Raw genomic sequence first — 12,430 nt, forward strand, 5'->3', positions numbered from 1 at the left:
TGGTGGTACGACCACGCGCGGTGTGTGGCGGCAATACTCGAGGAGACTCATGGCATTCTGGGATCAGTTGAAGGCTAAGGCTCAGGAGATGAACGGCCAGCTCAAGACAAAGACCAGCCAGTTCCAGAACAAGGAATTCAAGAACGCGAGCATGGCAATGTGCGCGTTGATCGCCGCCGCAGACGGTTCGATCGATCCGTCGGAGCGTCAGAAGACCGCCGCGCTGATCATGAGCAACGAGTCGCTCGCGGTCTTCCCGCCGGACGAGCTTCGTGAGCAGTTCGACTGGTACTGCAGCAAGCTGTCCTCGGACTACGAGTTCGGCAAGGTCGAGGCAACCGCGACCATCGCCAAGCTCAAGTCGAAGCAGGATCAGGCCCGCGCGGTCATCCAGATCGGCATCATCATCGGCGGCGCGGACGGCAACTTCGACGAGCACGAGCGCGGCGTCGTACGCGACATGTGTTTTGCAGTCGGAATCTCTCCGGCCGAGTTCGATCTCTGATCGATTCAGAGCATGAAAGCGGGTGCGGCGCGAAAGCGCTGCACCCGCTTTTCTTTTCAGTACTCGGGATAGCCGTCCTCGGGTCCCAGCATCCGCTCGATCCTCGTCCGCGTGATCTTGGCGAGCTCGTCGACGCAGACCTTGCGCTCGACGGACCGTTCGTTGGACATGCGCTGGCCGATGTTCTCGAGCAGGTCGTCGGCGTCATGGCCGTGCGAGCACCACAGATACCGGAAGCCGAAGTTCCGCTCGTACTCCTCGCCGGCGCGATAGATGGTTGCCATGACGGCGTCGTCCGGAACCCAGATCGAGCATTGCTCGAGGTGGGACGGCACGCTGTTCCTACGGACGCCGACCGGTGGATGGCACTGCAGGGCGCGTTCGACGTCGACGTCCGAGAGGTTGAGAATCGCGTCCTCGGCGCGCGAGAGGATCTCCGCGTGGTCGGCGAACGGACGTCCGTCGCTGACCCACCCGGCCCACGTCAGCGAGCAGCAGCACTCGAACAATGCGTGAACCGCCTTCTGCCGCGGTAGTTCGTTGAAGCGCTCCAACCCGATCGATTGATGTAGCAGCATGTGACCTCCCGGCCCGTTGTGCCTTCAGGCGCGCTCGACATGCCGCGCGGTAACCAGATGCGCGACCATATCGATAATTCACTGCTTCACCTGGGAAAGGAAGGTTTGCTCACCGAGTTTTCAGGTTCTTAACGCGGCGTAACGAGCTGACCCACACAACGCAGAAGCCCCACCGGCGACAACCGGCGAGGCTCCAGACCGGGAATCTCTAGAAGGAAAGACCCGATCATGACTGACGCTATTCGCCGGCGGGCCTATATCCAGCCAAGGCGCTCGCGATCGCCATTGCCCTCGGCATCACCGCCTGGCGCATTCGTACATTGCTTCGGCCATCACCGGGACCGGTTCTACGAGCCGCACTCGAGGATGCGTGGAAGACGAGATTGCGGCCACCCACTGCTCCAGGAAACAAACGACGATCATCCACATTTCGCCACCATCGCTGCGGACGAGCGGCAATCGCGCAGATTGTTGCCGACTGCCGCATAGACGCCGTGCTCGACGACCCACGATTCGAGCAGCCCCTACTAGGCGTAGTGGTGCCTGTAGCGTCCATGCCATGGGCTCCCGAAATTCCCGGCGATGGGGATATGCGCTGACGGCATTGGCGGTCATCGCGGCCGGTATCTCGGTCTTCGGCCCACAGAGCTTTCCGGGGCGAGAGCCGACATTCACCGGGGCCACAGCCTGGAACATCGATCCCGACGGCACCATCACTGAGATTACGGATTCGGACCTCGTTGCCGAAACCACGTTCGAGGACCCGCCGCCGCTCCGGGCAAGCGCAGTCGTCCGTGAGTTCCACGCCGAGGAAGGCTGGGGTGTACTCGACGCAGCCGAAATTCCCGGCGGTTGTTGGGTGTTCTACTCCGAGATTGTGGCGACTGGGTACCGCGTCCTGACTCCAGGCCAGCTAGTGGACCTTGAATATGAGGACCTTGTTGCGCAGTACGGTTCCGACGCGCACCAGGATGGCTACCGTTATCGTGCTACGTCCGTCCATCCGTGAGCCGCGCTGGTCTGGTAACGCGGATTTGGACCGCTTTAGATGTGCGAAGTGGAATACCGGGAGTGCACCGACGGCGGACTCAGACATCCAGCATTCAAAGGTTTGCGCTCGACAAGTCCGCTGACGAAGTCAACCCGCCGGGTCGTCACTGTTTCAGTGCAACAGCACAATTGAGGAAGGTTCGTTGTGGACAATTGGTGGTTGTACTGGAGCCCGTTTCCTCAGCCTGTCCGTGAGTGGCTGTGGATGATCGTGCAGCAGGTTTGGCCTAGCTGAAAATGGGTCATGGCCATTATTCACGCCCTGCCCTCGTACAGATCAGCTGCGGTATTGATGGTCAACCCGGAACCGAAGTGCGGTCCACCGCCGAGGTAGTAGATCCCGGAAATCCGTTTGGGATAGGAGTTGGCATCGACGATCGCCTTGGACCAGGCGTCTAGATAGGAGAGCAGTTCGTCGAGGTCGTCGCCGAGCGCATCGAGTCGACAACCTGCGGTGTCGCTTCCATGCGTGGCGAATTGGGTTCGCGCCGTTGCGAAGCACGTGCCGCTTCAGTGCAAGGCCGCGAGGTCGGTAGTGAGAAGGGTAAAAATTACCGGGTGCGCGACAACTGAACTCCGCTGCGCCAGACAACGAACCCAGTGAGCGCTCCGACCGCAGCGCTGGCCAGTGGCCCGACGATGAGATACAGCGTCGGGCTCTCATCACTGCCAGGGCAGAGGGAGATCGTAGGTAAGTTGGTCGGATCCGTGATCTGCGATGTCAGAGGTGCGTACGAAGAGCAATGGGTCGGTTGTCCGAGCCACCAAAGCACGAAGCCAACGCAGATAAGACCGCCAATCAAGAAGGTTGCAGCCCCCGCTGCGATCAACGTACGCATCTCAGCATCCTTCCATGGTCCTCCAACATGAAGGATGATTGTGGAACAGATTTGGTCTGGCTGAGTCTGCAGCCGGTCGGCGGCGGAATACGATCTTGTAACACCCGGCGGCGAGAGGATCACAAGATGTCGGAACGTATCAATTTCGCCTACGTACGGTCCACTCCGCAGTGGGATGCGCACGTACTGCGCAGTGGTCAGGTCTTGCGGCTGGCTGGCGAACAAATTCCGGACCCGGTACTGAGGGAGAAGCTCGATGCCCTGAACCGTCCTGAACGATCTCGTACCGAACAACTGATTCGTAGCCGAGATCTCCCCGACTGGCGGCGACTCCCGCAAGCCGATTCCAACCTTCGCGCTTCATACGACATATCCCTACCGTTCCCCGCCGACCCCAGCTTCGATCTCCGGTTGACCAACCTGCAGCTATTTCGTACTGGGCTCGCATTCCATGTCGTAGCGCACGAACCCACGCCCGAGGAGATGCCCTCCCTCGCCCAGCCGAGCAACGAACAGATGAATTTCGGATCCCGGATCAAACCCGGTGAACCGCACAGAATTCGACTCATTATCGACACCATCACCGGGCCGATTCTCGCGAACTCGACCCACCCCGGCGACTACCCCGACGACCCGAATGAGCCGTGGTTGTACAGTGGCCGTTCGTGGCGTGGTATCGCCGAGAACCTGTTCGGCATCACCACCGGCGGCGAATACTTTCTCAGCCCGCCCCCTCAGGGGCCCTTGTGGATCACCGTGGCATATCCCGAGTTCGGCCTGGCTCCGACAACGATCGAATTCGAGTTACCGCAATTGCTGTGAAGGAATACTGTACGTTTCGAATGCTGCACATCCGCCAGTCAACCTCCCGGGGCCGTAGTCGGAGCGGTCGCGGGCCGCGTTTCATTGCGCGTCGGCTATCGCTTGAACCGTCTTCGTCAGAGGTTCTCCTGTGAGGGTGTTCTCCTGTCCCTCAAGATGACTGGGTTGCTGAGTGCGGCCATGTGACCGGTTCGTGAACGCACCTCTGCGCGGACGAACGTCGAAGTTGGAGGGACAGGACGCGACAGTTCGCAGGTTCCGCTGCCGGGCAACGATTCTGAGTGAATTGGTCCTGCATCGGTGTGAATGGTGACGGTGCCGAACGGCACGCCGTGGACGGTGGCCTGAACCGTGGCCGATTTGCCATGTGTATCGAGCTCGTCGCCGATCTGTGCGCACTGATCGTCAAAAGTTGCCATGAACGACAGGTCGACGGTGGTTGCGGCTGAGATCCAAGTCCGGACAGCTTTGATGGATGTCAGGAGATCGTCTGTGTTCAATCGTTCGGCTGCAACGACATTGTGGGGTAAGCCCATCTGGCTTCTCAGATGCGTATCGCTGTTGCCGATCGCGGGGGTCCAGCGCCCGGCTGGAACGTCGACAACTAACTGACGTGCCCAATGTGCAAGGGCTCGTTCGTTGTCTGCTTGCCACGGTAGATCGGACTCCCAAGTACCGTTCCAGACTTCGACGGCATCGAACCCGACGTGCGAGTAAGCGAAGGTACCTGACGGGTAGGGCGCGTATGGGTGTGCCACGACGCATATTCCTCCGGCGTCGTGGACGAGGTCACGCTGGGCGTGGAGACCGACGACGTCGGCGTACTGCCAGTCAACGAGATGTCCGGGTGGGAGTCCGAGAGCGAGCCAATGTCCGTGAGGGGTGGTGACTTCTTCTCCGAGGATTACTGCGAACTCCTGAGCGATGTTTTCTTGTTGCCACGCGTGGTGAGCCGCGGTTGTGTTGTGATCGGTAGTGGCCACGAAGTGCAATCCCAGTAGACGAGCGGTCTCCGCCAATTCCGGTGGAGTTTGCTCCCCATCGGAGTAGATCGAGTGGATGTGGCAATCACCTCGGAACCACAGAAGCTCAGTGGGCTGTACTGGGTCAACCTTGTCGGTCATCACCACATCGTCGCAGAGGTTGCTCGGCTATAGACCTCTCGGCCATGGCCCTTCTGCTCGATCTCGACAACACTCTCGTCGATCGAGATGGGGCTTTCACGAATCGGGCGTCAAATCTATTGCGCGCCTGGGGTGGTGACGCCACAGACGTGAGTGCGTCCAGACAGTACGTAATCCCTTCCCGCCGTTGGGTCCAGATCGCATGTTCAATCGCATCAGCCACCAACGATGTCATCATCGTCCTAGCCGTCCTAGCCGTCCTAGCCGTCCTAGCCGTCCTAGCCGTCCTAGCCGTCCTCCAGCCCGGAATCTGCCGTGAGTGCACATCCATCACGAACGCGACATAAACCCAACCCGACCACGCCGAAACGTAAGTAAATCGGCGACCCACAACATTTTGGCGTCACAGGGTTGAACCTCACTGCACCAGATCGTCCGCGCGATGTCCTTGTGGATCGGCGATGGCGGTGCGCTTGGTTGGTCATGCCTCTTCGTGCGCATTCGAGCCCGAAGACACCCATCAATCGTGCACCGTGCCACATCAATGCCCTCACTACGCATTTCCAGCCACACCTTGTGTGCACCGTAGACCGAATAATTCTCGGTATGCACACGGCTGACCTCGGCTTGAAGTTCTTCGTCGCGCACAGTCCGCTGGCCCCTCGACTGCAGGAGCGGCACCCGAAGATGGTCGAACCGGTGTACCGGCACCCCCGGTTCGCGCAGAATGGTAGTCGGCGTACACGCGGATGAATCCGGGGAGCGGTGCAATGATCCGACGACGGCTCGGCCAAGTATTGATGGTGATCGCGCTCGCCTTCGCGGCCGTCTCGACCGCGCCCGTCCACGCGCAGGAACCGGCGCCAATCACGACGCCGGGCACAGTGACCGCGGCAACTTCCCTGCCGCACTCCTTCTGGATTCCCGGCGCCGCCAACGCATCAAAGCTCACGTACTGGTCCACGGGACCGCTGAACCGGCCCGCGTTGAGTACGGGCGCGCTCTTCCTGCCCCCCGGCGACCCACCCGAAGGCGGCTGGCCGGTCATCTCGTGGGCTCACGGCACTGTAGGTATTTCCGACCAGTGCGCTCCCACCGTGACCGGGACCGTTGGCAGTCCGTACCTCACGAACTGGCTCTCGCAGGGCTACGCGATCGTCGCGACCGACTACGTGGGGCTCGGCACGCCGGGAATCCACGCGTACCTGGACGGACCGTCGGCGGCGCACAGCGTGATCGACATGGTGCGTGCCGCGCGTGCGGTCGAACCGTCGCTCTCACCGCGGTGGTTGGCACTCGGACAGTCTCAGGGCGGGCAGGCCGCTATGGTCACGGCAGCGATCGCCACACGGTACGCACCCGAATTGGACTATCGGGGCGCGGTCGCGACCGGGGCGCCGTCCAATCTGGAGAACCTTGCACCACTCGTGGGGCCGGACTTTCCCCGCTTGCCACTGACCGGCAGCACCGTGTTCGTCTCGTACCTCTTGGCCGGACTCCGGGCGGCGCGACCCGATCTCGACATCGATCGCTACCTGACACCACGCGGCACGGATGCCCTGGCCCGAGCCGAAACCGACTGCTACCAGGACATGGCATCGGGCCTCGGCGACGTCACGATCGGCGATCTGGTGAACCGGCCCCTCGACGATCCCGCGGTGCTGGCTGCTGCTCGCGGCATGCTGGAGATCCCGACGACCGGGTACGACCGGCCAGTGTTCCTCGGACAGGGGCTGACGGACGAGATGGTGCCGGCACCGCTGGCTTTGAAACTCGCGGCCGAACTCGCCGCCAACCGCCAGCCAGTTACATTCCGCACATATCCGAACGGTCATATCGAGACGATGCGGGCAGCGCTCCCCGAAAGCCTCTCCTTCGTCGGGAATCTCTTCCAGCCGTAGGTGAATCATGCGTTTCGTGAGAGCCTGTCCGACCCACTTTTCATCTTCTCAGCACCGTCAGGAGTGCGCGGCTGACCGAGGATCTGCCGAAGCCGAGCGTTGCAGCTATGGCGTCGAGGCTCTTGCCCCCGCCGCAGGTTGGACCGTCACCGAACATCGGGAGCGAGGCGCGTCAATAACCATAGACCTCAACATCGCATGTCCTGGGGGCCGCGGATCTAGACACGTACAGCGTCCAGGCGATCGACTTCGACGTTTCGGATCGCTTGGGGCCACAGTGCGATGCGACCAGGCGAACCGACTTTGGCCGTTCTGCTGAAATATTCTTCCTGGCAACAAAATTCGACTGAAGCTGGTCAGGAGATGACCTCGATCGCTAGTCCTCGTCCTCGTACTCCGGTTCGGGCTCATCCGCCCATGCCTGATATCCCGGACTCTTCAGATGCAGGTGGATCGCACTGACACCCAGGTTCAGTGTGATGACCGCTTTCGGCAGATCCCACCGGATAGTTGCCTCAGGTTCGGCGCTCGTGGCTGTCCCCAGGAGTGCAGTTAGTGCCACATCGAGGTTCGTGAATCTTTCGACCAGCAACGGACGCACCACGGTCATGGGCGTAGCATCATCTGCCACGTCCGTGACTAAGATCGAGATCGAATCCATTCTATGTTGCCGCCCGAACATGTTCGCCGTCGGCCGGCTGACATGAAAGTTCGTCCGAATCGAGCCGCCAGCATGCCTGAGTTCGACGAGCTCCCATCCAGCCTGTGCGCAGAATGGTTCCAGGTCGTCGACGGCCCAGTCCAGTCGAATTCTGCGGCGAGGCGGGCGATCCGGGTGGCGCCCTCGATGTCGACGTGCATGCGTGGATGCTATCTGCGAGTGTCAACATGACCTGCACCTGGAACGGACGCTCCTAGGAATTACACGCTGTCAGAGAACTCGGCCGCCGCGGAGGTAAACCTGCGCTGAACGCCGAGGTCAGAGATCCCGCGCCGAGTGTCGCAGCGGCGAGAACGCCAGTGTGCCTGCCGCGATTGCGAACACGATGGTGACGCCGATCAGGGTGGGGCGTTCGCCGATCGCGCCGACCAACAGTCCTGCTGTCACGGCACCGAGGGCGGCCATGGTGCGGTTGACGGAACGCCGGGCGGCATTCACGCGCCCGAGAAGCTCATCCGGAGTGAGCGCTTGCCAATAGCCCATCTCGTTCGCGTTCTCCGCGCCTGCTGCCAAGCCCTGCAGGCCAAGAGCTGCGAAGAGAAGGAGATGGCCAACAAGTGTGTCGGTCGCGAAGGTAACGAGAAGCCAGGTGAGGGGATACAGCGAGCGGGCGAGGATGACCGTTCGTCCTGGTCCGATTCGCGTGCCGATCGCATGTGCACTGGACGCTCCGAGGAGGCTTGCGACACCGAACGTCGTCAGAAGCAGGCCGTATGTGTAGGCGCTGAACCCGAGTGAGCGGAGGGCGAAGAGAGACAGCACAGTCAACGCGGCTCCGTTGGCGAGGAACCACACGTGTGTCGATATTGCGAGCGGGTTGAGAGTGCGGTGGCGGTAGGTGAATCTCAGACCCTCACGCACTTCGTTCATCAGGTTGCGGGAGCGAGAAGCGGGTCGCGGCTCGTCTACGTCGAGACCGGAATTGAGTGCGGCATCAGCGAGATAGCTGATTGCGTCGACTGCAATCACCACGGGAGCGCCGAGCAGGCCTACGAGTGCGCCTCCGACCGTTGGCCCCAATGTCGTTGCTGCTGCGTCGGCTTGGTCGAGTCGAGCGTTTGCTTTCACCAGTTGGCTGCGTGGAACCAGCCGGGGTAACAAGGACTGCATCGCAGCGAAGCCGAACACCGAGAATGAGCCGAACAACAGCAACGCGATGACCAGGACCCAGATGTGCAGAAGGCCGGCGAGCCACAGAAGCGGAACAGTGCCGAGTGCTACCGCTCGACCGACGCTGGCCCACACTAGGATTGGCTTGCGCCGCCACCGATCGACGTAAACCCCCGCGAACAACCCGAGCACCGCATAAGGAATCAACTGAGCCGCGTTCACCATACCGACTTCGAAGGGCGTCGCGTCTAGAAGCTGCACTACCAAAATGGGCATCGCCACCGCTGTCACCGACGAGCCGGCTGAACTGATCACCGCGGCCGTGAGGAAGCGGCGAAATGATGAACGATTGACGGCCGGAGAAACCTCACTCATCGCTTCTACTCACGATGCCGCCACATGTCCGACTCCGCAGGTCCGTCCCATGAAGGGAACTGTAGTCGAGCACGCCCGATATGGTGCTGAGCCCGGGACGGTTGTTTGGCATTGCGAAGTTGACAGAAGTACTCGACATGGCGACAGGGGGGCGACTCTACCGATTCGAGGGAAGGCATCACCATGATCGAAACAGGCTCTCCCGCAAGCATTTTCGTGATACCCCGCACTGAAGAACGCGACGGGTACGAGAATGAGTGCTTCACCCATTACGTCCAAGGCATGTTCCACCGCTGGATGTCAGGGCGCCACAGGATCTTCGGCCCTTTTCCTCGCACGCCAAGCCGTCGCCAGCGGCACCGTCGAATGCGCATTGGCTGTCGGCTTCGAGCAGATGAAACCCGGCGCACTCAAGCGGGTCTGGGACGACCGCCCAGCGCCGATGTTCCGTTTCGACGATCTGATGACCGAGATCCAAGGCGTCCACGACGCGCCGCGCACAGCCCAGATGTTCTATCGGAACCATGTCGACAATGCGGTGGCAAGACCGTCCTCGGTGCCTGGTGGGCAGATCTGGTCGGCTGCGGCAAGCACGGAAGCGGGTGCGTGACCCATGGCCACGCCGTGAGCTGCCCAGTCCAGCATTTCCAGATCGTTGATGCCGTCACCGACGGCTTGGGTCCGTGTTGCGGCGACGCCCAGCTCGATGCGCAGCCTTTCCAGCATCGCAGCCTTGCTTACGCCGGCTGCGGTCAAGTCGGCCAGTGGTTCGTCTTCGTAGCACAGGCTTCGAATGCCGGGGAGGTCGAGAGTAGACAAGATTTCGGTCAGCTCCTGCCCGCTGCGTCCAGGCCAGTGGATCGCCAGTCGGGTGGTCGGCGTGGTCGCAAGTTCGTCGATATCGACCAGCTCGACCTCGCCGTGGTGCATATCCGCGTCGTCGACAGGGCCGGTTGCTCTGACCCCGATGCCCGGGTTCTCGGCTACGAAGATCGCGCCGGGTAGTTGTTCGCGTAGTGCCGCGATGGGAGTGCGTAAATCGAAGACCACTTGCTCCGCGATTTTCCCGGTTGCGGCATCGATCAGCACGGCCCCGTTGGAACAGATCGCGAACCCCGTCATGATGTCGAGCTCGAGTAGGAACGGTCGTGTGGCGGGGGCGAGTCTGCCGGTGCACAGCACGACGTGGGCTCCGGATCGAACAGCTGCCCGCACAGCCGATCTCACTGCGATGCTGATCGTTTCGTGCGCGAGCGGATTCGTGTCCTCCGCGACGTGCAGGGTGCCGTCAATGTCGAGGGCAATCATCATCGGGTGGCCGGATTCGAAAACCAAGGGTCATCCTTCGATAGTGTCAACTCGACAAAATTCATCGGTAGACCGTGTGTGGGTCGGCTCGGGTGCAACATACTCGAATCGGTATTCGTCGCCCAAACAGAGACGGTGGGCGCACACAAATCGTGCTGAATAGCGACACCTGAATTTCGCCGGCGAGTCCAGAGCCGTATCGGGGACTGTCTCTAAATCGGTGTTTCGGCCCGACTAGCTGAGTGAATGCTCGGCGAGGAGGTGCCGAGATGACGACACTGGAAGATGTGACGAAGAAGAGGGCCGAGCCCTCCGCGGAAGCTGCGGCGGCCGCGGAGCTGGTCAGGTTGGCGAAGGAGCAAGGTCTGTCGCTGACCGGTCCGGATGGTTTGCTCAAGCAGTTCACCAAAACCGTCCTGGAAACCGCCTTGAACGAGGAGATGACCGAGCACCTCGGGCACGACAAGAATCAAGCCCAGCCGGAGCGGGAATCGTCCAACATCCGCAACGGAACCAGATCGAAAACGGTGTTGACCGAGGCCAGCGGCCATGTTCCGATCGAGGTCCCTCGTGATCGGGAGGGGACGTTCGAGCCGCAGATCGTCAAGAAACGCCAACGGCGATTGAACGGGGTCGACGAGATCGTGTTGTCGTTGTACGCCAAAGGATTAACGACCGGTGAAATCAGTTCTCACTTCGCCGAAATCTATGGCGCCTCGGTCTCGAAAGAGACTATTTCTCGGATCACCGACAAGGTGCTCGAGGAGATGCAGGACTGGTCTGCCCGTCCGCTCGACGAGGTGTACGCGGCGATCTTCATCGACGCGATAGTCGTCAAAGTCCGGGACGGGCAGGTCGCGAACCGGCCGATTTATGCCGCGATCGGCGTCAGTCTCGACGGACACCGTGATGTGCTCGGATTGTGGGCCGGCACCGGCGGCGAAGGCGCCAAATTCTGGATGTCCGTCTTGACCGACATTCGAAATCGGGGCACCCGGGACGTGTTCTTCCTGGTCTGCGACGGATTGAAAGGTCTACCGGAGGTCGTCGAGAACGTGTGGCCGGCCGCGACGGTCCAAACGTGTGTAATCCATTTGATCCGAAACACGTTTCGACTGTCGTCGCGGCAGCACTGGGATGCGCTCAAGCACGATCTCAAGCCGATCTACACCGCACCGACCGAGACGGCAGCGCGGGCAGCGTTCGACGATCTCGCAGACCGTTGGGGCAAGCAGTATCCGGCGATCATCCGATTGTGGAACAACGCCTGGCAGGAGTTCATCCCGTTCCTGGATTACGACACCGAGATACGGCGAGTGCTGTGCTCTACCAACGCGATTGAGTCCTTGAATGCCCGATACCGGCGGGCTGTCAAGGCTCGTGGCCATTTTCCCACCGAGGCTGCTGCGCTCAAGTGCCTCTATCTGGTGACGCGTTCACTGGACCCGACAGGCAAGGGCCAGGCACGATGGATAACGAGGTGGAAGCCTGCTCTGAACGCGTTTGCGATCACGTTCGCCGATCGTTGGCCGGGATCGGAAACTTACTGATGGAAATCCGCCGAAACACCGTTAGCGAGATAGACCCCCGTATCGCGTGGCTGCTCGGCTTATGGTGCGCGGATGATGGCATTCGGGGGATGGGCGCGGTGGTGTCGGTGGGTGTTGTTTGGTGTGGGGTTGGTGTTGGTGGTGGGGCGTTCGGTGCTTTCGCGTTCTTGGGGGTGGGGCGGTGTTCGTATGAGCTGTGTGCAGCCGATTCGGCTGTGGCGTTGGAGAGTGCGTCGAGGGTGTGGCTGCCGGTTGTCGTCTCTTCGTGTACTTATGCGCCGTCCTTCGACCAGAGGGTGGTGATGGTGGTGTTCGATGGTGTGGCGTCGGTGTTCGCGGTCGTCGGGTGGGTGTTGATGGGTGCGGCGCTATATTCGAGGCGGCGACAACCGCCGACTGAGCACAAGTGGTCGATGCCAGTTGATCAGGGGTAGCGGCATGTTCTCCTCGCGTGTGGCCCGGTGGGTGCTTCGTGGCGTTTTGGGCGTTGTATCTGTGCTCGCGCTGATTACCTGCGCCTTGGTGGTGTTCACTGATCGGCTTGTGC

The 12,430-nt window shown here is 61.1% G+C and carries 11 protein-coding genes and 1 pseudogene; 6 read left to right on the plus strand and 6 right to left on the minus strand.

The features are described 5' to 3' along the window. The first annotated feature begins 49 nt into the window (after positions 1-49). Entirely contained in the window at positions 50-505 is a 456-nt protein-coding gene (locus ATN38_RS27105; RefSeq protein ID WP_003941110.1) for a tellurite resistance TerB family protein, read from the plus strand. 56 nt (positions 506-561) lie between these two features. Here ATN38_RS27105 and ATN38_RS27110 read toward each other — a convergent pair whose 3' ends face one another. Then, on the minus strand, positions 562-1,083 hold the full coding sequence (locus tag ATN38_RS27110; protein WP_003941084.1) for a 2-oxo-4-hydroxy-4-carboxy-5-ureidoimidazoline decarboxylase: 522 nt from the start codon (positions 1,081-1,083) through the stop codon (positions 562-564). Positions 1,084-1,642: 559 nt separating this feature from the next. Here ATN38_RS27110 and ATN38_RS27115 point away from each other — a divergent pair. Together ATN38_RS27115 and ATN38_RS27120 are read left to right on the plus strand one after the other, a co-directional pair. After that, the gene (locus ATN38_RS27115) at positions 1,643-2,092 is read left to right on the plus strand and encodes a hypothetical protein (protein WP_003941092.1); all 450 of its coding nucleotides are present in this window, start codon (positions 1,643-1,645) and stop codon (positions 2,090-2,092) included. A 1,006-nt stretch (positions 2,093-3,098) separates the two neighbouring features. Next, on the plus strand, positions 3,099-3,794 hold the full coding sequence (locus ATN38_RS27120; RefSeq protein WP_204856109.1) for a hypothetical protein: 696 nt from the start codon (positions 3,099-3,101) through the stop codon (positions 3,792-3,794). 116 nt (positions 3,795-3,910) lie between these two features. On the opposite strand, the gene ATN38_RS27125 is transcribed toward ATN38_RS27120, so the two are convergent. Beyond that, positions 3,911-4,918 carry a CehA/McbA family metallohydrolase gene (locus ATN38_RS27125; RefSeq protein WP_218749040.1) on the minus strand — a complete coding sequence of 336 codons (1,008 nt, stop codon included), beginning with the start codon at positions 4,916-4,918 and terminating at the stop codon, positions 3,911-3,913. 330 nt (positions 4,919-5,248) lie between these two features. Beyond that, positions 5,249-5,629, minus strand: coding sequence for an IS3 family transposase (locus ATN38_RS33455; protein ID WP_374104628.1), 381 nt, complete (start codon positions 5,627-5,629; stop codon positions 5,249-5,251). A 59-nt stretch (positions 5,630-5,688) separates the two neighbouring features. On the opposite strand from ATN38_RS33455, the gene ATN38_RS27130 reads away from it, so the two are divergent. After that, positions 5,689-6,819: a lipase family protein gene (locus ATN38_RS27130; protein ID WP_256932187.1), complete on the plus strand. Its 1,131-nt coding sequence runs from the start codon at positions 5,689-5,691 to the stop codon at positions 6,817-6,819. 376 nt (positions 6,820-7,195) lie between these two features. On the opposite strand, the gene ATN38_RS27135 is transcribed toward ATN38_RS27130, so the two are convergent. After that, entirely contained in the window at positions 7,196-7,693 is a 498-nt protein-coding gene (locus ATN38_RS27135) for a DUF6301 family protein (protein WP_308256665.1), read from the minus strand. A 105-nt stretch (positions 7,694-7,798) separates the two neighbouring features. After that, positions 7,799-9,025: an MFS transporter gene (locus ATN38_RS27140; RefSeq protein ID WP_218749042.1), complete on the minus strand. Its 1,227-nt coding sequence runs from the start codon at positions 9,023-9,025 to the stop codon at positions 7,799-7,801. Positions 9,026-9,332: 307 nt separating this feature from the next. Here ATN38_RS27140 and ATN38_RS32955 point away from each other — a divergent pair. Beyond that, positions 9,333-9,539 (plus strand): annotated as a pseudogene (locus ATN38_RS32955) (lipid-transfer protein); the annotation flags it as partial. Here ATN38_RS32955 and ATN38_RS27145 read toward each other — a convergent pair. Continuing rightward, the gene (locus tag ATN38_RS27145) at positions 9,539-10,360 is read right to left on the minus strand and encodes an HAD-IIB family hydrolase (RefSeq protein ID WP_218749043.1); all 822 of its coding nucleotides are present in this window, start codon (positions 10,358-10,360) and stop codon (positions 9,539-9,541) included. The pseudogene ATN38_RS32955 and the gene ATN38_RS27145 overlap by 1 nt on opposite strands. A 242-nt stretch (positions 10,361-10,602) precedes the next feature. Between ATN38_RS27145 and ATN38_RS27150 the strand changes: the two genes are divergently transcribed. Further along, positions 10,603-11,883: an IS256 family transposase gene (locus tag ATN38_RS27150; protein WP_007732099.1), complete on the plus strand. Its 1,281-nt coding sequence runs from the start codon at positions 10,603-10,605 to the stop codon at positions 11,881-11,883. Positions 11,884-12,430 lie beyond the last annotated feature (547 nt).

It is taken from the genome of Rhodococcus sp. FH8, assembly GCF_019266085.1.
GTDB classification, from domain to species: domain Bacteria; phylum Actinomycetota; class Actinomycetes; order Mycobacteriales; family Mycobacteriaceae; genus Rhodococcus_F; species Rhodococcus_F qingshengii.

Bases quoted from the DNA above. Each gene is read 5' to 3' on its own strand.
- ATN38_RS27115 (WP_003941092.1), top strand. From the start codon at position 1,643: ATGGGCTCCCGAAATTCCCGGCGATGGGGATATGCGCTGACGGCATTG.
- ATN38_RS27120 (WP_204856109.1), top strand. From the start codon at position 3,099: ATGTCGGAACGTATCAATTTCGCCTACGTACGGTCCACTCCGCAGTGG.
- ATN38_RS27150 (WP_007732099.1), top strand. From the start codon at position 10,603: ATGACGACACTGGAAGATGTGACGAAGAAGAGGGCCGAGCCCTCCGCG.
- ATN38_RS27130 (WP_256932187.1), top strand. From the start codon at position 5,689: ATGATCCGACGACGGCTCGGCCAAGTATTGATGGTGATCGCGCTCGCC.
- ATN38_RS27125 (WP_218749040.1), bottom strand. From the start codon at position 4,918: ATGACCGACAAGGTTGACCCAGTACAGCCCACTGAGCTTCTGTGGTTC.
- ATN38_RS27110 (WP_003941084.1), bottom strand. From the start codon at position 1,083: ATGCTGCTACATCAATCGATCGGGTTGGAGCGCTTCAACGAACTACCG.
- ATN38_RS27140 (WP_218749042.1), bottom strand. From the start codon at position 9,025: ATGAGTGAGGTTTCTCCGGCCGTCAATCGTTCATCATTTCGCCGCTTC.
- ATN38_RS27105 (WP_003941110.1), top strand. From the start codon at position 50: ATGGCATTCTGGGATCAGTTGAAGGCTAAGGCTCAGGAGATGAACGGC.